Annotated in this window: 21 protein-coding genes; 9 read left to right on the top strand and 12 right to left on the bottom strand. The window is 47.0% G+C overall.

Annotated elements, in window-relative coordinates; all coding sequences use genetic code 11:
- Positions 1-8 precede the first annotated feature (8 nt).
- A complete protein-coding gene (locus N836_RS68500; RefSeq protein WP_023076283.1) occupies positions 9-1,349 on the top strand; it encodes a D-alanyl-D-alanine carboxypeptidase in 1,341 nt (446 codons plus the stop codon).
- Here the strand turns inward: N836_RS68500 and lptC are convergent.
- On the bottom strand, positions 1,318-2,472 hold the full coding sequence (lptC, locus tag N836_RS68495) for an LPS export ABC transporter periplasmic protein LptC (RefSeq protein WP_023076282.1): 1,155 nt from the start codon (positions 2,470-2,472) through the stop codon (positions 1,318-1,320). The two genes, N836_RS68500 and lptC, sit on opposite strands and share 32 nt — an antisense overlap.
- Before the next feature lie 129 nt (positions 2,473-2,601).
- The gene (locus N836_RS68490; RefSeq protein ID WP_023076281.1) at positions 2,602-3,240 is read right to left on the bottom strand and encodes a LabA-like NYN domain-containing protein; all 639 of its coding nucleotides are present in this window, start codon (positions 3,238-3,240) and stop codon (positions 2,602-2,604) included.
- Between the two features lie 615 nt (positions 3,241-3,855).
- Here N836_RS68490 and N836_RS68485 point away from each other — a divergent pair.
- The 3 genes from N836_RS68485 (at position 3,856) to gghA (ending at position 7,991) form a co-directional block, all read left to right on the top strand.
- A complete protein-coding gene (locus N836_RS68485) occupies positions 3,856-4,500 on the top strand; it encodes a MotA/TolQ/ExbB proton channel family protein (protein WP_023076280.1) in 645 nt (214 codons plus the stop codon).
- Between the two features lie 197 nt (positions 4,501-4,697).
- Positions 4,698-5,507, top strand: coding sequence for an N-acetylmuramoyl-L-alanine amidase (locus N836_RS68480; protein ID WP_023076279.1), 810 nt, complete (start codon positions 4,698-4,700; stop codon positions 5,505-5,507).
- 54 nt (positions 5,508-5,561) lie between these two features.
- Positions 5,562-7,991 (top strand): glucosylglycerol hydrolase, encoded by a 2,430-nt coding sequence (gene gghA / locus N836_RS68475; RefSeq protein ID WP_023076278.1) that lies wholly within the window; start codon positions 5,562-5,564, stop codon positions 7,989-7,991.
- Between the two features lie 38 nt (positions 7,992-8,029).
- Here gghA and N836_RS68470 read toward each other — a convergent pair whose 3' ends face one another.
- The 7 genes from N836_RS68470 to N836_RS68440 form a co-directional block, all read right to left on the bottom strand.
- Positions 8,030-8,989: a hypothetical protein gene (locus N836_RS68470; RefSeq protein ID WP_023076277.1), complete on the bottom strand. Its 960-nt coding sequence runs from the start codon at positions 8,987-8,989 to the stop codon at positions 8,030-8,032.
- Positions 8,990-9,097: 108 nt separating this feature from the next.
- A complete protein-coding gene (locus N836_RS68465) occupies positions 9,098-10,045 on the bottom strand; it encodes an Npun_R2821/Npun_R2822 family protein (RefSeq protein ID WP_023076276.1) in 948 nt (315 codons plus the stop codon).
- Positions 10,046-10,058: 13 nt separating this feature from the next.
- On the bottom strand, positions 10,059-11,057 hold the full coding sequence (locus N836_RS68460) for an Npun_R2821/Npun_R2822 family protein (RefSeq protein WP_023076275.1): 999 nt from the start codon (positions 11,055-11,057) through the stop codon (positions 10,059-10,061).
- Positions 11,058-11,159: 102 nt separating this feature from the next.
- The gene (locus N836_RS68455) at positions 11,160-13,244 is read right to left on the bottom strand and encodes an ABC transporter ATP-binding protein (RefSeq protein WP_023076274.1); all 2,085 of its coding nucleotides are present in this window, start codon (positions 13,242-13,244) and stop codon (positions 11,160-11,162) included.
- 74 nt (positions 13,245-13,318) lie between these two features.
- Positions 13,319-14,494 carry a glycosyltransferase gene (locus N836_RS68450; RefSeq protein ID WP_081717008.1) on the bottom strand — a complete coding sequence of 392 codons (1,176 nt, stop codon included), beginning with the start codon at positions 14,492-14,494 and terminating at the stop codon, positions 13,319-13,321.
- Positions 14,495-14,735: 241 nt separating this feature from the next.
- Positions 14,736-15,644 (bottom strand): ribosome biogenesis GTPase YlqF, encoded by a 909-nt coding sequence (ylqF, locus tag N836_RS68445; RefSeq protein WP_023076272.1) that lies wholly within the window; start codon positions 15,642-15,644, stop codon positions 14,736-14,738.
- Positions 15,645-15,714: 70 nt separating this feature from the next.
- Positions 15,715-16,119, bottom strand: coding sequence for a universal stress protein (locus N836_RS68440; protein ID WP_023076271.1), 405 nt, complete (start codon positions 16,117-16,119; stop codon positions 15,715-15,717).
- Positions 16,120-16,289: 170 nt separating this feature from the next.
- On the opposite strand from N836_RS68440, the gene N836_RS68435 reads away from it, so the two are divergent.
- Positions 16,290-17,495, top strand: a complete 1,206-nt coding sequence (locus tag N836_RS68435) for a phosphoglycerate kinase (RefSeq protein ID WP_023076270.1) — start codon at positions 16,290-16,292, stop codon at positions 17,493-17,495.
- 98 nt (positions 17,496-17,593) lie between these two features.
- On the opposite strand, the gene N836_RS68430 is transcribed toward N836_RS68435, so the two are convergent.
- Entirely contained in the window at positions 17,594-18,676 is a 1,083-nt protein-coding gene (locus N836_RS68430) for a taurine ABC transporter substrate-binding protein (RefSeq protein WP_031294320.1), read from the bottom strand.
- Between the two features lie 315 nt (positions 18,677-18,991).
- Here N836_RS68430 and N836_RS68425 point away from each other — a divergent pair, with 315 nt between their 5' ends.
- From N836_RS68425 to N836_RS68410, 4 genes are all read left to right on the top strand, one after another.
- Positions 18,992-19,357, top strand: a complete 366-nt coding sequence (locus N836_RS68425; protein ID WP_023076268.1) for a response regulator — start codon at positions 18,992-18,994, stop codon at positions 19,355-19,357.
- Positions 19,358-19,439: 82 nt separating this feature from the next.
- The gene (locus tag N836_RS68420; RefSeq protein WP_023076267.1) at positions 19,440-19,979 is read left to right on the top strand and encodes a chemotaxis protein CheW; all 540 of its coding nucleotides are present in this window, start codon (positions 19,440-19,442) and stop codon (positions 19,977-19,979) included.
- Between the two features lie 78 nt (positions 19,980-20,057).
- A complete protein-coding gene (locus N836_RS68415) occupies positions 20,058-22,514 on the top strand; it encodes a methyl-accepting chemotaxis protein (protein ID WP_023076266.1) in 2,457 nt (818 codons plus the stop codon).
- A 58-nt stretch (positions 22,515-22,572) separates the two neighbouring features.
- Positions 22,573-25,524 (top strand): hybrid sensor histidine kinase/response regulator, encoded by a 2,952-nt coding sequence (locus tag N836_RS68410; RefSeq protein WP_023076265.1) that lies wholly within the window; start codon positions 22,573-22,575, stop codon positions 25,522-25,524.
- Positions 25,525-25,664: 140 nt separating this feature from the next.
- Here N836_RS68410 and N836_RS68405 read toward each other — a convergent pair whose 3' ends face one another.
- Both N836_RS68405 and N836_RS68400 read right to left on the bottom strand, forming a co-directional pair.
- Positions 25,665-26,048 (bottom strand): transposase, encoded by a 384-nt coding sequence (locus tag N836_RS68405; RefSeq protein ID WP_235071179.1) that lies wholly within the window; start codon positions 26,046-26,048, stop codon positions 25,665-25,667.
- A gap of 183 nt (positions 26,049-26,231) precedes the next feature.
- A complete protein-coding gene (locus tag N836_RS68400) occupies positions 26,232-26,693 on the bottom strand; it encodes an ISAzo13-like element transposase-related protein (protein ID WP_023076263.1) in 462 nt (153 codons plus the stop codon).
- Between the last annotated feature and the right edge of the window lie 286 nt (positions 26,694-26,979).

Raw genomic sequence — 26,979 nt, 5'->3', positions numbered from 1 at the left:
TTCTCGCCGTGAATTGGCTTTTTTCCCTAGCTTTTATATCTGCCCTAATTGGCCCTCGTCCCTGGCAACCCATTGCCAGTGCAAACCTGGCTGATGTTGACATTCGCCCTACGTGGGAATCCCCCTGGTTACAACAGCAGCTAGCCGCAGATCCAGCAGCTGAGACTATTCTCGACAACTATCTAGCAGACTTAAGTAATCTAGGCTTTTCGACTGATCAGCAAAGCGTAGCCGTCGATGCCGGTCGCTATCCGGTTGCCCGCCATCAAGAATCTCGACGCTTACCAGCCGCATCTTTAACTAAAGTAGCGACTACCTTGGCAGCCCTTGAAACTTACAACATTGATCATCAATTTGAAACATTTGTGGGCTGGCAAGGCACTATCACCAACGGTACGCTTCAGGGTGATCTAATCATCAAAGGAGCCTACGATCCTCTATTTATCTGGGAAGAAGGCATCGCCCTGGGTAACACCTTGCAGCAGCTGGGCATCCAACAGGTCACAGGTAACCTGGTTGTGATTGATCGGTTTGTGATGAATTTCAATACAAACCCGTTGGAATCAGGAGAACTGCTTAAACAAGCGATGAATTCAGCCACTTGGGGTTGGGCAGTCGAGCAACAGTACGTGACCTTACCCGCTGGCACCCCCAGACCCACACTGCAAATCCAAGGGTCCGTCAAACTAGCATCGTCTGCAACAGTGCTCAACCAAGCATCAGGTTGGCTAGTACGTCATAAATCGCTACCCCTGGCTTTAATCCTCAAGGCGATGAATATCTACAGCAACAACGTGATGGCTGACATGGTTGCGGATTTATCAGGAGGCCCCGCAAACATAGTCAAAATTGCTGAACAGGTTGGAGTTACCCCTGGTGAGATTAGTTTGGTAAATGGTTCTGGTCTTGGCGAGGATAACCAGCTCTCAGCCCGAGCAGTGATTGTCTTGATGCAAGCCATTCAAACGCGCCTACAGACCAAGAATTTAAATTTTGCGGACTTGTTTCCCGTTGCAGGCACAGACATCGGCACACTGATCGACCGCAACCTGCCGACCAATGCCTCAGTTAAGACCGGCAGCTTGGCTGTTGTCAGTGCCTTAGCAGGTGCCTTGCCCACGGAGGAAAAAGGCACCGTCTGGTTTGCCATTATTAACTATGGCTCCGGGCTAGAAACCCTGCGTGGTCATCAGGACCGTTTACTTGCATCCCTTGAAAACCAATGGGGAAAAGCTAGTCAGGTACCGCAACAGATTAAGGCAACAGTCCAGTTCAACAAAAATCCTTACCGTCTGGGTGATCCTAAACGCAATGAGGTTATTGAAGCTCCGACGGCACAATCTCAGTAACTACATTTCTCCCAGTTACTAACACTGTCTGCTCATCTAAATTACCAACGGCTCGGTCACCGTTGACGGTGGCAGCAGGGTCTTGCTGTCTATAGCTGACATTACCTTGCCCTTCCACATCTTGGGTTTCAATATTCCAAGTTAGCTGATCGGCAATTAATAATGATTGTCTCTCTTGATCAACTGAGCGTACGCTGCCATTTAATACCAGAATCTCCGTGTTCAAATTGAGACGGGCCTGGTTGGCATTAGCGGTTATTTTTCGTCTGGGATACTGTATTTGTACAGGCGTGTCGATGACGACAGTACTGTCTACTGTGTCCCAAACGGCAATGTCACTGTTCGTTTGTAAAGGTATTTCCAACGCATTCAGCTGCACCTGCTGACGTAATGTGGCCCGCTGCTCGATCAAGTCAAACTCGCCTTGCCTGCCGATGAGACGATCAGTAACTGTGGAATCATCTTTGGCCACATATTGCTCTACTTGGAGTGGCATATCTGTCTCTAGCTTTTCCTCATCTAGCAACCAGATCAGCGTTTCTGACTCAAACCCGATCCAGGGTTCTTGCTGAGTGGTCGCCATCACCCCCCTGAGTAGCTCCAAACGTTGGGTTCTGTTAAACAATCGTGCTTCTTGGGCCGCTGCTTTGAGCTGTGGATGATCGCCGCTGATATTATCTCGGACAAGTAATAGGTCTTCCTCTGGAGTCCACTCCAGACTATTGCCCCTTAGGGTAACCTGATTGTCTGGACTGACGGCGACAATATTGCCCTGCAGAAATATTGACTCGCCATTCTCCCGAATTTCACCCTGATCCGCTTTAACCTCATATAGCAATTTCCCATCTTGAAAAAGCTCACCTTCAGGCGATTTAAGACTGGCCAAACGGCGATCTGGACTGTAAGTAGCTTCTTCGGCTTTAACGCGCCAAAGCAAACCACCATTATCATCAGGCTGCTCAAGGGTGACGTCCTTGAGCGTCAGTTCCGGATTGGACTGACCAGCATTTTCTTGGTTCTGGATACTTTCTAAGGTATCCCTTGACGATTGACAGGTACGTACAGCTACAACAATCACAGCAATACCTACCGCAATCATCGTAAACCGATACCACTTATTCATACAGCGTTTTTGATGGCAGTAAATAATCTAGTCGCCCAGATTATCCTAACGGATCTTAAATCTTGCCCACCTTCAGAACGGGAGTTTTTCTGAAGAAGACACTGCAGATGACAGGTTAAAGGAATTGGCTTATCCCGGCTCGCTGGTGGCAGCGGCTTCTTCTTCCACAACGCTCAGACCGGTTAATGGACGATAGGTATAACCATTGCTGTGGCTGCGTGGAGTTTTTTTAATGTCATCTTTGACACAATCTAAATCGATATATCGATCAGATACATTAATCAGGCTGTCACTGGTCATAGAGCGCAGACTAACCACTTCTACCCGAACACCGCGATAGCTGGCAGCATCGACAGCATAGGCCAGATCTCCATCACCGCTTACCAAAATAGCCGTGTCATAACAGCCGACTAGGGCCATCATGTCTACTGCAATCTCAACATCGAGATTGGCTTTTTTAGACCCATCAGGTAACTGCACCAGATCTTTAGCAATCACACGGTAGCCGTTGCGACGCATCCATAGAAGAAAGCCCTGCTGCTTCTCATTGGTGCGGTCAACTCCTGTGTAGAAAAAGGCACGAAATAACCTGGAGCCTGCAGTTAAGCGGCACAGGAGCTTGGTGTAATCAATTTCAATACCGAGCTGGAGAGCCGCATAAAACAAATTTGAGCCATCAATAAAGATGGCTACTCTACCGCGATTTTCTAACACTTGCTCTGGCGTAAATCCAGTGTCATGACTAAGGGTATTGCGATGATTCAACATGATTTATCCTGTCCAATTTATTATGACTGACATCCCTAACACATGGTTAGTATCGACCTTTATGAGCCCCTATTACTCATGGACGTTAGAGGGGCATTTTATCAAGAGCTTACAAATGGGTAATTGCGGTTAAAAATCAACGAAAGAGCAATGTTATCACGCACAAATCTAAAGTATCTTTAATCACTGATTAAACCGCCAATTGAAATGTGCATGTTTTCGAGTTCAGATCGCTTAACTCCATCATACATGAGGCATTTCGAGATGAAAGCAATATCGCTGTAACTTAATTTCTTCTCAAGAAGTAGAAAATAATTATTGATTAGTAATTAGGTAGATGATGACTGAAAACCTGACGTGAAAATAATTGTTTTTGACACCTATCTAAAGCCATCAGCAAATAAGTTTACAAGGATTAAAAATGCGATATAAAAACACATGTCTTGAAATGCTTATCAATGGCACTTATTATCACCAGGTATATTAAATGTCGGTATTGCTGATTTTCGGGGCGAATTAGGCTGAAAAACGAAGGTAAATAGCGACTGCGATCAATGGCTTCCCGCCTAAATCAGCAATGGTTACACCTGCAAAACTGCCAATAGGAAGCGATAAGTGGGGATTTCGAAACTATTTACGGCTGGTGGCGTCGTTATTTGGCCACTGCTAGCTGCGTCAGTATTGGTGGTGACTCTAATTCTGGAACGCAGCTGGTTTTGGTGGCAAATTTATCGGTATCAGGAACGGGTGGTGAATACGTTCCTGGCGGACTATGCTCAGCAGCCTAAGGCAGCGATCCAGGAGCTGAAACAGCAACCGTCTTTACCGATAGTTCGGATTTTTTTGGCGGCGCTGTCCCTAGAACAGGCCACCCCCGATGAGTTTAAATTGGCTTTGGAAAGTGCGGCTCAGGCTGAAATTCCGCTCCTAAAGCGTTTTGGCACTGTGTTTGAAACTGTAGTGGGGGTGGCACCGTTACTGGGGCTACTGGGAACGATTTTAGGGTTAATCCGCGCTCTGTCGTCGCTTCAGATTGGTGATGTTGGTACTGCTCGGGCTTCTGGCGTAACAGCTGGCATCGGTGAAGCACTGGTGTCTACCGCCATTGGCTTGGTGGTAGCGATGGTGACATTGCTGTTTGCCAATGTTTTTCAGGGATTGTATCGACGGCAGCGAGCTGCGATCGCAGATTACGGTGGGCAGATTGAAATTGCCTATCGCCGTTACTATCGCCAATTTATAAATCGCCAGACCCGATAGATCGCCCAGAAATCAACCCTCATTATCCATACCAAACCCATAAATTTGGATGATTTGACTATTTTGCTACTTCAATAATCGGAGCAAACCCAATACTCTAGAAAAAATGAATAATAATTGTTGAAGTATTTCCAGCTCAGGGAGTACTCCAATGAACATGTACACACTTGACCATCCGATTCTTTCAACAAAATTCCATGGGTGATCGTCGTTGGCTTAAAGTCGGAATATATATAGGCACCTTTTGCCTGGCAACAGTAGTCACCATCATCTTAGCCACTACCTATAGAATGCATTTTGGGCCGCCTCGGGTGATCGCCGCCCCTACCCCAGCACAAACCGTAGAGGCAGCCTCCCAAACAGACAGTCCTGCCACACCATCGGTTGAACACGGATTTGTATACACGGCGGATCTCAGCAACCCCTCTTATACTCCATCTGAACGGATTGAATTGGCCGATCCCTCAAACTACGGCGAACGCTACACCGTTGATGCTTATGGTCAGCCACTGAATCAAGACTATCTAGCCGTGCTCCATGAAACCGTATGGAGTGCTAACAGTGCCATCAATACGTTTCAGACCTATCATCCTCGGGATCAAGACCAGGTTAGCTACCACACCATCATTGATCGCGATGGCACAGTCATCTACATTGTGCCTCCCGAAAAACGAGCCTACGGTGCCGGTAATTCCGTCTTCAATGGTCCTAACGGTCCTGAAACGGCCACCACCAATCCTGCATTTGCATCATCCGTCAATAACTTCGCCTATCACATCTCTTTAGTGACACCGTCCGACGGTCAAGACAATGCCTTCAGCCATAGTGGATATACGGATGCTCAATATAAATCCCTAGCCTGGTTAATCGCCCGCACTACGATTCCTGAAGAACGCATCACCACCCATGCCGCTGTTGACCGCTCTGGCTCTCGACAAGATCCGCGCAGCTTTAACTGGGCTCACTTTTTAGAATATTTACATCAGTACCCCAGTCGGGCAGCGTAAGGGGGTGAGTTTGCTACCCTAGCAACAGCCTACCCCCACTGGAACATACGCACTATGACAGACATTACTCTGGTAGAAGAGGCCACTCAAGAGTTCTTAAATTGGGTTTCTGCTTTTACCTATTCAGATGAGGATGTCTTTTACCGGGCTAGGGTGCTGGCAACTCGATTAGGGGCCTACTATCGTCCGGATGGTTTAACTGAAATTGCTTTTTGGGTACCCGATGTCGGCCACAGTGGTGGACGCTATCGAGAATGGACAGACACATCACATCACTACCAAATTAAAAATTCTAGAAACATTTATTTAGAGGTGTTAACGCCGCTTGAACGGATTGATTTTCAAGCGCCCCAGCAGGTGATTTCGTTTCGTCGCGATCGCATCCCCTTAAAAAGACAGCAGGACTATTTCTGCGGTGTATTCTCGGGAATGCGCCCCGGTACTCGAGAACAGGCTGGTTGCTTTTATCAGCTACGATATGTCGATGCTCAGAACCAACTGCAGACGATTGGGGATGTCATGGCCTGTTCCTTACCCTATGGCGTGTTTGCCCCTGCTGAGCTGTATGACATTGATCACCTTCAGAAACATCGTCCCGACCTGGCTTACTTTGGTCAATCTAAACAAGCAAATACCATCAAGGTTTTGCCCCCTCGCAATATCCTCCAGCTCCATGTGAGCACAGCGTCTAAGAGCGGTTCACTGGCAGGGTTGACTCACCTTTACCAGAGCATTGCCCACAAGTTAAACACTCAGACTCCCCTCACCCCAGCAGAAGAAAATTACATCGGGTATGACGCAGTACAGTTGCTCCCGATTGAACCCATTGTGGAATATCAGGTCGAAGGTAAAACCAGACCAGGCTTTTGGGATGAAGATGGGAACTCTCTCTCAGCACACCTAAAGATTACGCTCAATAAGCCCGACACCCGTAACTGGGGCTACGATATTGTGTTGGCCGCTTCTTCAGCAATAAATCCTGCTTTATTGGAGAGTCTGCGACCGGATGAACTCGTGGATTTTATTGCCACACTGCACCTGTTTCCGACCGGCCCCATTCAAGTGATCTATGACCTGGTCTATGGCCATACTGATAACCAGGCTAAAGCTTTGCTAAATCGGCATTTCTTTAGTGGTTCGAATATGTATGGTCAGGATGTGAATCACCAAAATCCTATTGTTCGAGCACTCTTACTGGAAATGCAGCGGCGCAAGATCAATACCGGAGCCGACGGCATTCGAGTCGATGGTGCTCAAGACTTTAAATTTCTGAATCCCCAGTCGGGGCAGATTGATTATGATGACGACTATCTTCGAGAAATGAGCCGTGTTCCTCAGGAGATTGGAGGTAACCAGCGTCAGCTATTCGCTATTTTTGAAGATGGTCGACCCTGGCCTCAGGAGGGTTGGGAAGAAAGTTCTACCTATTTGGATGTCATCCAACAACAACCTGATGTCTACCAATGGGGGCCATTGATTTTTGCCCACAATACTCCGGCCCTGAATCACTTTTGGGACAAAAAGTGGCGGCGGGTTTGTGAGGTGATGTCCCAAGGCAGCCACTGGATCACTGGCTGTGGCAACCATGACACCCTGCGACGAGGGACTCAAGTTGATCCCCAAGCAAACATTAACTGGAACCTTGGAAAAACGATGCCTGAGGTAATTAGACAGGCCTATGACAACCCCGCTGTCACCCTCTTATTCTATGGATTTAGTCCAGGCTTACCGATGGATTTTCTTAACGCCACCATGCGAACCCCCTGGTGTTTCTTTCGCAATACTGACGATATCTACGGATTGAAGGTAGTGGCGGAAGAGGCAAGATTTCTAGACTGGCAAATTGAACCCGAGATTTATGCTGATGTGACGGCCTTTGTTCGTCTCAAGCAGTTGGGCATTACCACCTTTGACAATCTGCGTGTGTTTATGGCCTGGCTTGCAGAAACCGTCACAGACTTAGGAGACGGCTATGATCTCGATGTCCTGGCGCAACTCTGTAAAGAATTTCTAGCGACAAAGGTCGATTCTCCAGCTCAGATCACACCCCAGACACTGCGCACCTTTGCCAAAGCCTATATGGAGGACTGTCACGACCTCTGTCGAGTTGATCGCTACATCGCCAACCTTGACCCTCAACAAACGCGGTTTAATCTTGCCCTACGGCTATACCGACAGGCTCACCCTTGGCTAAATAACAACTTGAACTCAGAGGACCGCTTTGAGCGGATCAGCGATGATGAGAAGACTATTTTCTATGGCATGAGAAGTGAACCCGCAGAGACTGAAGATAAGACCCCTAAACGATTGGTGTTGGTCACCCATATGGGGGGAGCCGCTACCAACGTTACGCTAGCAGATTGGTTGCCGTTAGATGATATCTCTCAGTGGCGCATCGCCCTGGCTAGCCCTGGCTTAGCAGTAGAAAATTTAGGTAGTTTTAAACTGAAAGACAGTCAAGGCTTGTTACTGGAATCTATGTAACGAGATATCTCTCAGTGGCATATGATGACTGTGTAACCTTACAAATGCACCCCTACCTTTTTTAACCACAGGTCTAAATTGAGATCGTAATATCCTTCTTGCCCAACCGGATATTCCCCCTGCTCAATGACGCCAATAATCTTAGGTAAGGCGTCGATATAGTCTTTACCCCTAGCAACAGGATGTAAGGTCCAAGCGTCAGGATTCGCCAGAGTAGCTCGCCAACAATCAGTGCGCTCTAATTCTCGGGATATCATCACTTCCCATGAGTCCAGCTTACCTCGACCAGCCCAATAGTTTAACCAGGTTAGCAAGCGAGGGGGTAACTGTTTTAGCCACTCATTTTTGTAGTCCATCCACAGGACAGGAATCGGTAGAAAGGCATCAAAGCTTTGCTTTTTAATCAAATAGGCGCGACTGCCAAAGAACTTAAAGCGATAAAATCCATCATCCTGTTCATAGGTCACCCGCTGATTTAACGTGCCGTCAGCCCGTGGCGGCCCAGATAAAGGACGCACAAATAGCACCTCAGGACGCTTGTCCATCAGCTCCATGCCTTCAGTAATCCAGCTATGGCCAGCTTTTTGATATTGCAGCATATCGCTATCAAAGTGCACCACATAGTCTCCAACCGTTTCTTCAAGGGAAAAGATAGTCCCTAAAATGGGGTAGCCCTTCCAGTTATGGGTGGGCTTGGGCACAGAACCAAAGTGCTTTTTGTACATCCGCTGCCGATAGGTATCGTCATAATTCATGTCCACCAGACGATCCACCACCCCCATTGACTGCAGTTGAGCGCAGTTTTCCCGCAGCTGCTCCAGGGTGCCAATCCCCGGTCGTCCGACCTTATCGCCTGTAAGCGGTGCCGTATCCAGAAATAGCACCTTCTCCACAAAGGGATAATAGCTCGTGCGCACCAAATGAGGAATCGTCTCCATCATGAAGGGAATATCGGTGCGGGCCACCATGATGGACAGTGAACAGCTGGGAGAATTCATAGGCCGTAGGATGGGCACAGCCCATCAAAAATGGTTTAGGAAAAAACGGAAAACAATCAGCAACAATAGGAAAAACCTCGTAGGAGCAGTTATAAAACTGCCCTGGCATTATGATCTCTTTATTCGCCGGCTCAACCGACTAATAGCCCGTTTAAGTCCACGGAACGGTTGCCGCTTTAATTGAGATGCGGGTTTACCTGCCAGCGGACGGGCATCTGGATCATCCAGATAGCGATAATATTCCCATAGCTCTCGGTACGGTCCTCCAGGTCCCATATGGGTTCCCGCCCAGTGCAGGTAGCGCAGTCGAGTCTCGCCATCATAGAGAGCATGCTCACGAACAACAAAGTGTTTCATCCCACCCCAACTACCCGGTTCATGGGAATTGACTTGAGTAATATTTAGCCGTTTATCAATGCTATTGAGCACCAGGTAGTTCATAATGGGCTGATCAGTTGTCCCCCCCGAAAAATCGAAGTAGTCACGATTTTGGGCACACTCTTCTAATCGCTGATACATCTGGTCTAAGGTGATGCTATCTTTTTTAGCCCCCCAGAGACCGCTATTAAAAACAGAATTGACGATATCTTTGGGAAAAATGCCGCGTTCAACCACACTGGGTGAGAACACATCCCTCAGCTTACGTCCCTTAAAATGATAGTCACAACAAATAAAATCGGCCTGATCTAGATAAGCCAGGGTGTTAGAGACAGGTTCAAAAAAGAGAATATCTGTATCGATGTAGAGAAATTCATCAAGCGGCCCAAACCAGGAGGCGAGCTTACGCATTTTATTGGGCAGTGCTAAAAAATCGCGAGGAAAAATTTCGCTAATTTTTTGGGTAAAGGTCTCTAAAAACTCCAGGTCTGGAAATAGCTGTACCTGATATAGTGAATGTAGTTTTTGGAACAGCGACTGGTAGTTATCATTAAATGGAATCATAAACACCGGTATGTCCGGATCGTGATGGCGCAGGCTGGCGAGAAGTGCGATCGCATTATCCCCCACCTTCTCATTCGCAACAATATAAACACCTCGGGTTGGTTGGCTAGTCATAACAGCACCTCCCTTAAGTCAGTCCGATTTTTTTCATCAGCCGCTGCTGCAGCGACGGGGGCTGATTGTAATACTTGGGTTTGCCCTGAAAATCTGGCATCGGTTCATGCAAATAGCGATAGTGTAAAAAGGTTTGACGATAGGGAAAATCCAGATTCTCACCACTGCAGACACGGCGAAATATCTTAGACGACAGCCCAATAAAATGCAGATAGCTCAGCAATTTACCATTGTCATAAACCAGACCTTCTTTTTCCTCAAAGTGTTTTGAGGACACTGCGTTCCCCGTAGCTTTGCCCTCAGAACGCCATTCCAGGGCAACGTTGTGAACGCTATGATTATTGACTTGCACCATATAGTTGAGTAACGACTGATTGGGAGCCCCCATGTAAAGCACCTCGGCATTCCCCTGGGCTAAAGTCTCTACCACATGGTCAAGCTCTGCTTTAGAAAACAGTCCCCGTTTCGAAGCATAACAGCCAGAACAAAAGATATCGCGCTTTAATCGTTCCTCTGAAAATACAGCCGTCAATTTGTTGGAGTTAACATTAAAAATGTGGCTCAGGTCTTTAAACTGAAAATCATAGACCACTACATCCGCTTGACTCAGACGTTCAAACATAAAATCCAGGGGCTGCATCACCAAAGTGTCAGCATCCAGGTAAATAAACTCTTCAAAAGGAGCCGCTGGATCAAACGAGACATAGCGATGGTTTTCACCCACACGATAAAATTGGGTTTTCACCCCTGATTCTTTCCATTTTTGTATGGCCGTTGGGTGAGTTTGCCACACACGCAGTGAAAAATCTTCCCAAAATTGAAAAAGGTTTGGATCGTTTAATAGCGAGACATTTTCTCGTTTGGCAACTTCAGCCGCAACTTTCTCAATCTGATTGTTGTAAGCAATCACACAGACTGGAATATGGCCTGAATTTTGTTCGATGCTGTTAAGTAGAGCGACCAGCTGGTCGTACACTACATCATTTGCCAAGGTATAGATGCCACGTGCCATAGGAGCTGAATAGGGATTAAATCTAAAAGTTACGTTAGAACCACTGAGACAGATAGCCTACAGGCCCAGGTAAGCCAAACCATGTTTGTTTGAACAACAATATTAGGACGTGGACGCTACCGGGCTCGATGCTTCTGTTTGGGATGATTTGTTGACCGGTGTACCAATTGATTCAAGGTTTTCAACAACGCTGAGCAGATCGATGGCAATGCTCTGGGCGTAGGACATTAGCTCTGTTTGCTCATAGGGATCATCCACTTCATCCTGGATTAAAGCCAATAAACCAATCATAGAATTAAGCTGCGATCGCAACTCATAGGACGACTTGCCAATCGCCTTACGATAGACCGGTAAAATATTGGACACCAGACCGCTGCCATTACTATTGTCGCGCAAACTCTTAGTGAGCTGCATCGCATGGAGTTTGGCATAGGCTCCTCGTTTTTCCAGCAGCTCGGTATGGGTGCCCACCTCCACCACCTTCCCGCGCTCCAAAACAGCAATTTGATCGGCCTCATGCACCGTAGATAGACGATGAGCAATCACCAGGGTAGTTCGGTTACGACTCAGATCATCAATGGCATTTTGCACCAAACGCTCCGATACCGTATCCAAAGCACTCGTCGCTTCATCCAAAATCAATATATCTGGGTCTTGCAGTAATGCCCGTGCGATCGCTAACCGTTGCCGCTGTCCTCCCGATAGCAACACCCCCCGATCACCAATCATCGTGTCAAAGCCCTGGGGCAGATTTTCAATAAATTCATAGGCATTCGCCTGCTTAGCCGCCTCCATCAGCTCAGCTTCAGTGGCATCTGGGCGACCATACAGCAAGTTATCTCGCACGGATGCATTAAATAAAAATGTCTCCTGGCTGACAATCCCTAAATTGGTCCGATAGCTATGCAAATCAATCTGCTTTAGATCCACACCGTCCAATTCAATCGTGCCGCCAGTTGGATCATAAAATCGAGGCAGCAAATCGGCGATGGTGGATTTACCAGCGCCTGAAGAGCCGACCAGAGCCAGGGTCTGCCCCTTAGGCAAGAACAAATCAATCCCCTGCAATACCTCTTGATCGTGGCCTGGGTAGCTAAATCGAATCTGATTAAAATGAATCCCTTTCTTTAGGGGACGATACGGTTGAGCCCCCCGAGGCATAAACGGCTTATCCTCTCGCCGCAGTAGCTGCGTAATCACATCCACACTAGCAGACGTATTGGCCAGCGTACTGCGCTGACTATTTAACTGACCAATGTACGGCAGTGTTCTAAATAAGATAACCAGGTATGTGAGCAATGAAGACGAAAACAGCTCCAACTGATTACTAAATGCCAAGCGACCCAGCACAGCAATCAACATCAGCGCCAGAATATTAATAATTTCATTAAAAGGAGCAATACCGGCAAAAATCAGCTGGGAATTAAACTCAGCACTTTCTCGCTCAACAATGATTTCATCCAGGTACTGATATTCCCGCTCCTCATTGGCAGTCGCCTTGACCAGGCGAATACCCGACAACACTTCAAAGATACGAGAGGAATAAGCCTTAGAGATTTTAGAAAGCTCTTTACCAAGCACCTTAGAGCGTTTGACCACAAATTGGTTTAGCAGAGTCACTGAGCCCAGGGTCACCGTAGAAATCAGGGTTAGCTGCCAAGAAGTGAGGATCAGTAAAATCAGGAAAACCCCAATAGTAATGAGCACCACTACAATGCGAACTAAATTCCTAATCGCGATAGTGGTTCGGTTAACCTCAACGTTTAGCTGATTGATCAAATCACCAATCTTAGTTCGGGCAAAATAGCCCAAATCAACATCTAAAAGCAGCCTTAGTCCCTCTCGTCGTAAGGACATTGCTAACTTGCGGTTCAAAGTACCAGCCGTTAGGGCACTGGCATAGGCTGATAGGCTTTTCAGCACAATCACTGCCACTACAGAAGCCGCCATCGCCGGCAAGCGGGCATTCTCTGGCAAACCATCGAATACGCTAATAAATTGCTGCAAAATTGGCGGAAGAGAGTCTGCATACTCCGCCGATTGCCCCAATAGCTCCAGCAGAATCGGCAAAATCAATAAGGTACTTACACCGTTAAATAACGCCCCTGAGAAGCCCAGTAATATCGTAAAAAACAATAGAACCGGATATCTTAGAACCGACTGAAACAGTAAACGGGTGGAAGACATGAATAAGTAGGCAGAAGACGCTTAATAGATACAACTTTGAATAATTAATGTATGGATATTGTTCAAACTAGGAATTAACGATCGCTTTCCATACGTCTGTAATTTTGCTTATAGCCTAACTGATTCCGAGGCGGTCGCTTTAGACATTGTTGGATCAATGGGCCTAGGGTCTCCGCCATAGCATCAACGCTATAACACTTAACACAGCGATCGCGAGCCAGCCGCCCTCGACTCGCCGCCTGCTCTGGATTATTCAAAATGGTTTGCAGCATCTCAGCTAGTTGTTCGGGGGCGTGGGGGGGCACTAAATAACCAGCATCACCCAGAATCTTAGGGATATCCCCCACTGTGGTAGATAGGATAGGTTTAGCCATGGCCATACCGTCGGTTAGCTTGATAGGAAACTGGGCCTTAGCGGTGGGAGTATCTCGCTGGGGTACCACGACTACATGGGCTGCCGCTACCACTCCAGCCATCTGATCTAGAGGAAATCGCGGCAGTTTGATCAACCACTGAGGCCAGCGAGCCATCAGCTCGTCTTCATAGCCATCAGGCTTACGACCGCCTACAATCACCAATCGTAAATCAGGCTGATTGAGCTTATCTAAAGCTACAAGCACATCCTCTAACCCCTTATGGGGTCGGGCCGTTCCCGGAAACATTAAGACACGATAATCAGACAGCCCATAGGTATGTCGACTGGCCTCTGGGTCAAAGCGAGCCGGGTCAAAAATATCGGTATCTTTACTATTAGGTAAATAATGCCCGCCAAACTTCTGTTGTAGAAAGTGGTTATTCACCGTCACCACATCAGCTTGAGATACCCAGCGCTCAACCTGGGAAATGTAAAACGGATGTTCTAAATCCCGCAAAGCACCGTTTGATTTCAGCACATCTCGGGCCAGCTGCTTTATGGTTGGGCGATAGGCATAGCGATCGCCACCAAACCAGCTCAGCTCCCAGTCATCAATATCGAGCAGCACCGGACGGCGCGTATAAAACTTCTTGAGTAGGCCAATGCCGAGGCTGGTAGGTCGAGGTTTGATCGCATAAATCACATCACCTTGAATTTTATTTAGCAGCGCCGTGGCTGCCCTCAAAAATCCAGGCAAGCGCTGACCGGGAACCGTGGACAGCGTTAATGACTCTGGTGGTGGTGGATAAATAGCATCACCAAACTGACAGCCTACAATTTCTACGGTGTGTCCCAGTCGCTGCAAAATCTGACTGATTAAGTAGACACGGGTCATTCCCCCTCCAGAAACATCTGGAGCAATGACTGACACCTTGATCTTTGAAGCATTAGGTAAATTCACCGAACTAATTTGTCTCCCCTTTTTGGTAACAAGACCTATTTATCCAGCACTATTACCCATCAAGATTTCCCACTTGATCCGCATCCTATCTCAGTCCGTGATCCCAAACCGATGGCTAACTTTAATCTTCGTCGAAGATTTACATCTAGAACCTGACACTAAGCGTAGATATATGCTAAGTGCGTACAGTGGCAGCCTCACCAGCCATCAGTGCGTCCACCGGCGGCAGTTCGAGTACCAGGTTGCCTAGATTGCCTTTACGAAAGTCATTGAGCAACTGGTGGGCTGCTCGTTCTAAATCATCATTGTGACGCTGCGCTAAAACCGTCAGATAGGTCTCGCCTGTGTAGGTTTCACCTGTATCGGATGCTAACGGAGTCTGATAGCGAGTTGCGATCGCACTGCCATAGTCCTTAATCTGCTGCTCCAAATCCTTAATCAAATCAATAAATGCCGCTGCCACTCGCTGCGTATCATAGGCAGCACCGCCAATATCATCACAAATTGCCAGCTTCAGAGCCATCTCCTGGTCATTCAGTTTAAGCGGAATAATGCCAGGAGCATCCAATAGCTCAATTTCATTTGAAATACGTACCCATCGCAGCTGCCGCGTTACCCCCGCCCGTCGTTCACTCACGACCACTTTGCGCTTCAGCAAACGGTTGATCAGCGCCGACTTCCCCACATTTGGAAAACCAATCACCACCGCCCTGACCGGACGCGGCTTCATGCCTCGACGTTTACGCCGCTCATTCATCGACTTACCCGCATCCTGAGCTGCCCGCAGCAAGTTTTGCACACCCTTACCCTGCTTAGCATTGGTAAAGTAGACCGTCTGCCCGTGCACCTTAAACCAGGTCTGCCAGACTTGCCGCGCTTCTGAGGAAATCATATCCACCCGGTTCAGCACCAGGACCCGCGACTTATCCCCAATCCATCCATCCATCTCAGGATGATGCGTCGCCAGAGGAATCCGAGCATCCCTAACCTCCAGTACCACATCCACCCGCTTAAGCTGCTCCTTTAAAGAGCGCTCCGCCTTAGCAATGTGACCGGGATACCACTGAATAGACGGCGAAGACATAGCAAGCAAGATTGGAGGTCAGCAATCTATTTTAGCGGTCAGTGGGAAAGCGTTTTGAGTGCTTATCCCATTACGGCACCACCATCACCGGACATGGTGACAAATTAATCACCCGGTTACTTACACTTTCGGACTGTCCTTCCGGAGTTAGCCCTGTACCGCGACAGCCCATCACAATCAGATCCGCCGACATTTCATCAGCTACATCACAGATCACAAACGCCGGATTACCTTGTCGTTCAATAGCCTCCGTATCAATTCCTTGATTGGTAAACACAGCCTTTGCTTTCTCTAAAAGCTGAGCTACTGCTTCAGGGGATGTTTGCTCAGGATGGGGATTATAGCCATTTGGAGTCTCAACCACCGAGAGCAAAATCAAACGACTGTGATGATATTTCACTAACTCCGCAGTCTTAAAAGCTGCCTGCTGAGCTTCTGGACTGGCATCTATCGGAAATAGAACGGTCTTAAACATAACGTGGGAAAACCCTTAGACTTCGATCAAAAATCAGAGCCGCGATAAGCGATAATACCTATTGAGTAAAGAAAATGTATCAACGCTTTACATCTAGGGTAATCAAGCTTGTCCTAGCTTTGAAGTGAGACGTACGTAACGTAACAAAACTGCATTAGGAGGATAGTTCTGTGGCAAAGAAATCCGTAGCTGATTTGTCAGCAGCTGATCTGTCAGGTAAGCGTGTGTTGATGCGGGCAGATTTCAATGTGCCTCTGGATGACCAAGGCAACATTACTGACGACACTCGGATTCGGGCTGCGTTGCCTACCATCCAAGCACTGACCAGTAAGGGCGCTAAGGTAATTCTTTGCAGCCACTTTGGCCGTCCTAAAGGCAAGGTCGTTGACAGCATGCGTCTAACTCCCGTTGCTGTACGCTTGTCTGAGCTACTAGGCCAGGATGTAATTAAGTGCGACGACTGCATTGGTGATGATGTTAAGTCGGCTGTAGACGGCATGTCTGATGGTCAGGTTGCCCTGCTAGAGAATGTCCGTTTCTATGATGGTGAAACCAGCAACGATCCTGAGTTTGCAAAGAACTTAGCTTCCGTAGCTGAGGTATATGTTAACGATGCCTTCGGTACTGCTCACCGTGCCCATGCATCTACGGCAGGTGTAACTGAGTACTTGAGCCCCTCCGTAAGCGGTCTGCTGATCGAGAAGGAGCTGCAGTATCTACAAAGCGCTGTAGACAGTCCCCAGCGTCCCTTCGCAGCCATCGTTGGTGGTTCCAAAGTTTCTTCCAAAATTGGTGTTATCGAAACGCTGCTTGAGAAGGTAGATAAGCTGTTCATCGGCGGCGGCATGATCTTCACCTTTTATAAGGCTCGTGGCCTGAGCGTTGGTAAGTCTCTGGTTGAGGAAGACAAACTCGAACTCGCTAAGGCCCTAGAAGTTAAAGCCAAGGAAAAGGGTGTTGAGCTGTTGCTACCTACTGATGTAGTAGTTGCTGACAACTTTGCCCCCGATGCGAATGCTCAGACCGTTAGCGTAGATGCTATTCCCGATGGCTGGATGGGTCTAGACATTGGCCCTGACTCCATCAAGGTATTCCAAGCAGCACTGGCTGACTGCAAGGGTGTCATCTGGAACGGCCCTATGGGTGTATTTGAATTTGACAAGTTTGCTAAAGGTACTGAAGCTGTAGCTAACACCCTGGCTGAGATTACAGGCACTGGCTGCATGTCCATCATCGGTGGTGGTGACTCTGTTGCCGCTGTTGAAAAAGTGGGCGTTGCTGAAAAGATGAGCCACATTTCTACGGGTGGTGGTGCTAGCCTTGAGCTGCTAGAAGGTAAGACTCTACCTGGTATTGCGGCTCTAGATGACAAGTAGACTATTTAGGGAAAACGGATAGATTTCTTTGCTCACGTTATTCCCTGAATAGGAAATCCTTTAAGTCCCTACCTAGGGTGGGGACTTTTTGCATGCCTTTATTTAGAAGCCACGGATCCACTCGCAGCATTAACTGCCTGACTATAGATCGCATCGCTGTAAACATCCAAGTCGGGCGCTTCGGGAATAGCACCTTGACTCACCATAAATTCAGCCGACTCCTTCAAAATCTTAGCCAATGCTCCTGGCAAATCAGCCGTGCCCAAATACTTAGCACTTGCCTGCTCAGACGCACTTAACCAGATTAATTCATCCATCGCTACCCGGCTTTGTTCTGGGGTTAAACCCATTTCGCTGGATAAAGATGCCGCCGCCGCTTCCGGATTACTGCGATATAGTTCCACAGCGTCATCTAAAGCTGCCACATATTGCACCAGGGCATCAGGGTATTGACTAACAAAATCCTTGTGAACAACCGCTAAATCAGCGGTGATGATTCCTTCCTCTGCTAACTGTTTAGCCGATGTAAGCACAATGCCCCTATTCTCCAAGAGTTTACCCAGAGTAGGGTGCCAAACAAAGCTGCCATCAATTTCATTCTTACTCCAGGCCGATGCAATCGCCTCAGGAGTCATATTAATAATTTCTAACTCATTGGGCTGAATGCCATTGTCTTTGAGTGTAGATAACAGACTAAAGTGAGTGGTGGAGCCAAAGGGAACGGCTATTTTCTTACCTTTGATGTCTTCTAGACGAACAATCCCAGATTCAGTACGGACAGCTAAAGCTTCGTTAGCACCGATAATATCGTGAATAAAATAGACTTGATAGGGTAGTTCTGTAGCAATTCCAGTAGAAACAGGGACAGATCCTACTAAACCCATATCAATGTCTCCAGCGGCCATCGCCTGATTGACATCACCGCCAGAACTATATTTAACCCAATTCACCTTAGTGTCGGGCAAACTCTCTTCAACTAAGCCCTCAGCCTTGGCCAATAACTCAGCATTGGGAATCACTTGATAGCCAATACGAATCTCATCTGGCATTGCACTTGTTGTTGGAGCATTTTCTGCTTTCGGTTTACAAGCGCTGAAGGTCAAGGCCAATCCTAATCCAGCGAGAAGGAGATTGAATTTTCTTCGGTGTAAATTCTTAGAACTAAAGCGTTCAAAAAACATAGGCTTATTCCTCATGGTGGATTCACTGAGATATGAGATTAATCAGACCTCAAAAAAATCATGATGGGTGAAATGCGCCTCTAACGTTCCCTCAAAAAAATTGAATCTAGCGGTCTTCCAACAATTCTTGAAATTTGATCGTGTGGTCTCTCGCTATCATTATGAATCTCCATCATCAGTTGTTGCAGCCACTGCCTAGCCGGGCACTCTAGTTGCTGATATGCATGGGACTTAGTGGGGTGTCTCAGATGAATTCCTCCTAAGAATCAGCAATCTCGGACATATTTGCGACATATTTCTAAACAGGAGTTCACCATGGCCAAAACGGTACTTGTGGTTGATGATATGCAATCTCAGCTTGAGCTGATATCTAACTATTTATCTCGGGCGGGTTACCGTGTGACTACGGCTGAGAGCGGCGCGATCGCACTAGAAAAGATTCAATCAAACAAACCGGATATTATCATCACCGATTTAGTCATGCCAGAAGTAACCGGTTTAGAACTTTGTCGTACGCTCAAGAGAATGCCTGAAACAGCGAATATTCCAGTGATCGCCTGTACAACAAAAGGACGCAAGTTAGATCAAACTTGGGCAAAAAAACAAGGTGTGGCAGCCTATATCGTCAAACCTTGCACCGAAGAACAGCTAGTCGCCGTTGTGCGCTCTGTTGATAGCTAATTATTATATTTTGTCTCATTTCACTTAAATATAGACCAAGGTCATACTTTCAATGGCGTTGTCGTAGCGTCCTTACCTCCCTATGCAAACTGAAACTCCCCTGGAACGGCTTCAGGTTTTACTACCAGATGTTTTTAACCCTAAACCACAAACGGGAGATCTCTATCTACGATTTTATTTATCCTCATCTCTATATGCAGCCATTCCCCTAAATAGAATCGTCGAAACGCTGCGTATTTCTGCAACAAGTATTACTCCCATCCCCAATATGCCAGCCTACATCCTAGGCCTGACAGGCAACCGTAGTAATGTCTTTTGGATCTTAGATTTAGCCCAACGCCTAGCCTTACCCCAAACAGCTAAGCGCCTACGTCATTACAACATTATTGTTGTCGAGCTTCTAGGAATGACCCAGCCAGAGACCAAAAAACTATGGTTAGGATTCACTACTCAACAGATTCAAAACACATTACGCCTACAGCCAGAAGAGTTAAATTTTGAAGTCAGTAACATCATGCCTGAACTGCAGCCCTATCTTCAAGGCTGGTTTCAACACCAGGGAGAGAAAACACTTCTACTCAATATTGATGCCATTGCTCAGGCCGACTATTCAGATAGATAACCTGAGCCTGCTCGGTTCCATGAATTCGGAGATTAGCAGATTAATCTTTGTTGCCCACTCGTTTTTGTATCGATAATTATGATTTCTTCTGAGTCCACGTTGCCTGATCAGTTAGCCCACCCTCAATCATCCACGACAAATGCCAAGACTACCCAAACAGGGAAGGAGCATAAACAAGCCAAATTAAAAAAAGGCTCCACACTAACCAATCGGCTTTTAACCTTCGTCTTGCCAACAACGTTAATTCCCCTAGTGGTGGCTGGGGCCTTGGGTTTTCGTACGGTTAAACAAAAAGCTCAAGCCGAACTCTTACAAACTTTGCGGGTGGAGTCTACATTGGCAGCTGAAGCTGCCACAACCTATATCGAAGATACACTGAAGCTGCCAGAGGTGATTGCGCTCAGTCCTCCCGTATTACAAGCCTTGAAAACTGGGGGCCAAAAAGCGGCGGCTCAAGAATTACATACCAAACCCATCGATCAGGTAGAAAAAGAATTTTCCGCATTTAAGTTACTACAACCAAATGCTACCCTTAACCAGTACCTGAGGGACGTCGTAAAAGCAGAGGGGTTTGGCGAAATCTTTTTCACAGAACGCCACGGGCTCAATATCGCCTACAGTCATCCCACCTCTGATTTTGTACAGCGAGATGAAATTTGGTGGCAACGGGCTGACCAAAAAGGTCAGTATGTCGGTTCACCTGAACTGGATGCCTCCTCAGGTGTACTGGGAATACCATTATCTCAAGCAATTAGGGATCCCAGCACTGGTGACTTTCTTGGTGTAATTAAAGCACTAACGCCCACCAAAGCTCTAAATAAGAAGTTGACTGATATTTTAGCCACTAATCTTCAAGGGGCTCAAACCATTCAACTACTCGATACAGTCACAGGTTTGGTATTCAGTTCCATTAATGTCCAAAATAGTGAAGATAGTACACCAGAAAAGACGGTGGATTTATCACAATCGGTAACCGGTGGTGAGATTATTTTTGGTGTAGCTCAACAGCTAGATCGAGCTCTTAAAAATCCCAGCCAACCTCTAGAAGAAATCACATCGAACCTTAGAGCAGAGGTTGGCTCATCGACCCTGACCGTAGAGCTAGATCGGATTAACGTCGACGCTGGGGAAAATGCTGTCTTGAACGCCTCAGTAGCCCTAAATAATCAACACTACAGTCTAACCACTATTCCTGGAACAGAGTGGGTTGCTGTTGCTGTTGTAGACACAACGGATGTGCAGGCAGCTGGCAATGATCTACTGCGGTTATTTGGTAGTACAACACTTGTTTTAGCGGTGTTAGCCACGGCTGTTCTAATTATTCTGTCACGTCAGTTAGCAATGCCACTGCAGTCTCTGACTAACACAGCAGAAGCAGCAGCAGAAGGTAGACTCGGTGTGCGAGCCCGTCTAGCAGGCACCATCGAAACCCGTACCTTAGGTAATGGATTCAACCAGCTCTTGAGCCAGATCCAAAGCTTGTTAAAACAACAGCAAGACGCGGCGGCTGAACAGGAACGACAGCGTGAGTCATTGGAAAATGAGATCTCTCAGCTGATGGAGGATGTCGGTGATGCAGCTGATGGTGATCTACGGGTACGGGCTCAGCTATCGGAGGGTGACGTTGGTATTGTTGCTGATTTATTTAACTCAATTATTGAAAACCTACGTTTGACAACCCAACAGGTTAAGTCCTCAACTGGTCAAGTTACGAGTGCACTGAGTGGAAATGAGGTCATTATTCGCCAGCTAGCAACCCAGGCTGTAACCGAAGCAGAATCTCTACAAGATGCAATGGAGGCCGTTGAAGACATTTCAGCTTCAATTCAGGAAGTGGCCACCAATGCCGGGGAGGCATCTCAGCTGACACAAGCCACCTATGACACGGCTAAGGTAGGAACAACATCCATGGATCAAACCGTGGACAGTATTTTACAACTCCGCTCTACCGTGGGAGAAACGGCTAAGAAAATCAAGCGGTTAGGAGAGTCTGCCCAAAAGATTTCCCAGACTGTAAGCTTAATTGATGAGATTGCTCTCAAAACTAACCTATTGGCCGTCAATGCTAGCGTTGAAGCTGCCCGGGCTGGGGAAATGGGTGAGGGCTTTACGGCAGTTGCTGAGCAGGTTGGCTCACTCGCAGAACAGTCATCATCAGCCACTAAGGAAATTGCCAAAATTGTTGCTAGTATTCAAACAGAAACTCAAACTCTAGTAGAGTCTATTGAAACGGGAACAGCCCAGGTAGTCGATAGTACCAATCTGGTAGAAGCGACCAAAGAGCGTCTCAGCGAAGTATTGACAAAATCTGAACAAATTAACCAGCTGATGCAGCAGATTTCCGCCTCTACCCAATATCAGACTGAATCATCGGCGGCGGTTACAGAATTGGTTAAAGAAGTTGCGCAGGGCTCTGAGAAACGCTCTCAATCATCTAAACACATGGCTCAGTCTATTCAAGAAACTGTACAGATTGCTCAGTCTCTGCAGGATTCTGTAGAACAGTTCAAACTGGAAGACAAGTCTCAGGCTTAGACAACTTAGTAGCGTTTCTTATAAATTTCTCTCATCACTTTAGCCTTAGCACCCTACCATGGATACAGATCAACAGGTTCGACAAAGGTTCTTAGAGGAATCTGGCGAGTATTTTGAACAAATGGAACAGGTGCTGTTAGGGTTGCCAACAGCGCAGAATCCTGCACAACAGTTAGATATCGCCATGCGGGCAGCTCATTCCCTGAAGGGGGGAGCTGGCATGATGGGCTTTACGCCCATGGCTCAAGTAGCCCACCATCTCGAAGATTCCCTCAAAATCCTAAGAGCTCGTAAACTCGCAATAGATACGGCACTAGAAACATTATTACTACAGGGAGTAGACTGTCTCAAACTGGTGCAACAGCAGCTATCTGCTGGCTTGATTACTGATAAGAATTGGATGGCTGTTCATGTTGAGCCAGTAATCGCCCAATTGCATTTGAAATTGGGCGATCTAAGTGAAGCTGATGAAGACCGCCTACTCTCAGAAGAAGAAGATATTGATATTGCCATCGTTGTTTTTAATGGAGCCTTAGAGGAATCTTTAAATACGTTTGAGACGACATTAGAACTCTATCAAGATGAAACATTACGACAAGCGCTGTGCGATCAAGCCGCTCATCTTAGCGATCTAGGGTTAATGGGAAATATTGAGGCCTTTGTGAGTCTCTGTCAATCAATCCATAGCCAAACTGAAAGCGCTGCTTATGAGCAGCTGCCAGCATTGAGGGATCAGGCGATGGCAGCCTGGCGACGCTCTCAGTCACTGGTACAGCTAGGACGGCTGGATAGGATACCGCTGCAATTCGAGTTTGTGCCAGTCAGTATCACTGCCCCCCTCAACGCAAGTGATCCTGATTTGGAAAGTTTGGCTGACTTAATTAATTTAGAGCATTTACAAACAGCGTTCGATCAGATTGAAAACCCAATTCTAGACAGTGACCTGCCCAATGAGTTGCTAATCATGGAGCAGGTCAGCCCGATAAGCTCTCCTGAGGAACAAGTTGTCGAACCCACCGAGACTATTGCTCCGTCTCCCGAACTATTAGAGTCACAGAGCAGAGTACTACAGCCAATCCATAACCCTCGTCCAAGCAACACATTACGTGTATCGGCCGATGACTTACAACAGATTAATGATCTGTTTGGCACATTAATTTTAGAACGTAATTCAATCAATCTCCGCCAGCAGCAATTAGAGAATTTTGTGGCGTTACTACAGCAACGGATGGATGTATTGGAATCCTTTAATGGCAGGCTACGTCAATGGTATGACCGTGCTTCCATGGAAAATCTCTTGCTGATCGATGGTTTGAAGCCAGGAAGACTAGTTACGGCTAGCACAGTTAGCGCAGAAAACCGATTCAACCGGATCATACAAGAGCAGGGTATCAGTCAGAATCAAAGTTTTGATGCTCTGGAGATGGACCAATATTCTGAACTGCATCTCATGGCCCAGGAACAGATGGAGACAATCGTTAAGCTGCAGGAGGTCACGGCGGATGTTCGTCTGGGTCTTCAAGAAATGGGGCAGTCTACTCAGGCACTGAATGTTACCACACGGCAGCTACGTAAACGGATTACGCGGACCCAGATGCGGCCATTTTCAGACATCGTTGGCCATTTTCCTCGGGTACTGCGCGATCTTGCTGTGCAATATGGAAAAAAAGTTCGGCTCAAACTAGAAGGTGAAACTACATTATTCGAACGGGTAGCCTTAGATTTATTAGCAGATCCGCTAAATCATATTCTGCGCAACGCTTTTGACCACGGCATTGAAACAGAAGCGGAGCGGTTAAAGGTTGGTAAATCACCTGACGGGATGATTACAATTCAGGCTGCTCAGTTGGGGAGTCAAGCACGCATTATTATCCATGATGATGGGCGTGGAATTGATATTGACAAAATTTGCGATCGCATGCACCAACACGGTGTCAGCGCAGACCAAATTGCCCGCATGAGCAAGCAGCAATTATTATATACGATCTTTGACGCAGGCTTTACCACAGCCACCCAGGTGACTGAACTATCAGGACGTGGCGTTGGCATGAATGTAGTGCGCACTAACTTAGACACATTGAGTGGCACGATTCATGTTGATACCCAGCCTGGTGCAGGCACTACCTTTACCATTGATCTTCCCATCAGTCTTTCTGTACTCAGAATCATGCTGTTTGAACACCAGGAGATGATTTTTGCCATTCCTGTAGATGCAGTAGAAGAACTCATAGCACTATCACCCGACATCATTATTGAATCAGAAACTGGTCAACAACTGAGCTGGCAAGGCAAACTAATCCCATTAACATCACTTGAAGCGCATTTAAAAATTAACAGCAATATTGCCTTCACACCACTTGAGGGGTTTCCCATAATTAATCATCCCATGGTTTTAGTGATTAGTGATAATCAAAGATATTACGCAGTTACCATTCAGCGTTTTTGGGGTGAACAAGAAGTAGCCACCCGCCCGGTTATCAGCCCGATTCCACTCCCTCAAGGCTTTGTTGGGACAACTATTTTAGGCGACGGTCGCGTTGTTCCTCTGATTGAGCTCTCCCAATTAATCACCAATAGCCCAGCTAACATGGAGCTATCTACAGACAAAATAGCCATAGCCGCCGCTGAAGAGCTTACTTCACAGCAAACAATTCTAGTTGTTGATGACTCAGTACACTCACGTCGTTTTCTAACAATCACCCTAGAAAAAGCTGGCTATAGCGTAGAGCAAGCCCGCGATGGTCAAGAAGCCATTGATAAATTATTAGGAGGATTACCAGTAAAAGCTGTTCTCTGTGATGTGGAAATGCCCCGCTTAGATGGTTACGACGTATTAGATGAAATCAAACGTCGCCCAGAATATAAAAACTTACCAATCTCAATGCTGACATCCCGTAGCAGCGATAAGCATCGCAAGCTAGCTATGAATCTGGGGGCATCTGCCTACTTTACTAAACCGTATAACGAGCAGGAACTACTACGAACCCTAGCAAACCTAATCGAAGCATAAGTTATCTCAGAAATCCTCCAGGTGTTCTAGATACTCAAAACGCCACTAGGATGAGCATTAAGTGCTGATTCACACAACTTCGGGCTCATGGCCATTTTTGGTGATCGCGCTAGCCTTGCCTGAATTGACGACCATAGCAGTTATTCATTTTTCAAAATAAGCCACTTGGCCAATAAGTCTAGCCTAGCGCGACCAAACATTTGTCGTTTAAGCATTTTCAATCGATTGTTTTGCCCTTCAACCGGTCCATTGCTGACATCCAATGTAATGCCAGCTTTGACGGCATCATAATCTTCCTCTAAGCCCTTAGCAAAGCTCTGAAATGCTTTCACTGTGATATTCTTAGCCTTCTCTAGCCAACCATCTAAGTTTTTTGGGAGCTGCTCTCGAATCAGTTTTATAAACCCCTGAGTGAGATTGCTTGCTTCCGATAGCTCAGACTGTTGAGTGAGACGCTTCAACAGTGTCTTTTGCTTGTCATTTAATGTCTCTGGTCGCTGTAAGACCAACCAAGTGGTCATCATGATCATTGGCTTGTTTGGCCTTGAGAGTCCTGGTTTTGCCCCCTCTTGAAAGATTCCCAATTTTGACTTTGGCTTTCGTGTCAATCGAAATGCGTAACGTGTTGGGGGCTGTCTCCGCCTACCGATGAGCGTCGGCAACATTTTCAAAAATCGTATCTGTTTCGGGGAGTTTCTTCATCGGTTTCACTTTTTGCGTTTTTTTAAGCGATACCCCATCCGATTCAATAGATTACCCATGGTTTGACGTGTCGGTAAATCCGAGTCCTCATAGCCTTTGACCTCTATCAAGGCTTCTCGAACCGCCCGAGCACTCACCTGAAGGTAGCAAAAGGTCGATTGAAATTTAGGATCTGCTTGAGTGTGCTCTTCCACCAAGTCTCGAATATCGGCCTCTAACCTCGGCAGCTTGGCTTCGATAGACTGACGGCCTCTAGCCCGATAGTTATCGATACAGATGGTGCCACTGTGATGTTCATGAAGCCCTACTTGGACACTCTTACGATTCCAGCCGAGGTACGTCTCTGTTTTGCGCGCTGACCCATCAAAGTAGTCGATAGCGACTTTGGCCATAAAGGCGCGTTTGCGAGCACCGGTCAGTTTCTGAGCGGCATCTTGAATCGTTTCTTGGACACGGCTTTCCAGCATCAGCAACCCTCACAACAAGCAGGCACAGGTGTTCACCATACTTATCTTAAAAGGTCGGTACTCTATTTATTTGCGTATCCCTTAGTACTCTGGAAAGTAAATTTATTGCCATATCGTAGATGGGTTCGATAGGCTGAATTAACGTCTCCACCCCCGATCAATTCGCAAATGAACAAACGTCATCTTGAGTTAAGCGCCACTGACCGCAGCGACCTAGAAGCCCTTTTGAGCAAAGGTCAACTGGGGGCACGGCAATTCAAACGAGCGACTGGTCTGCTGGAGTTGG

Source organism: Leptolyngbya sp. Heron Island J (assembly GCF_000482245.1).
Taxonomy (GTDB): Bacteria; Cyanobacteriota; Cyanobacteriia; order Phormidesmidales; family Phormidesmidaceae; genus Leptothoe.
This window is presented reverse-complemented; position numbering and strand designations above follow the sequence as displayed.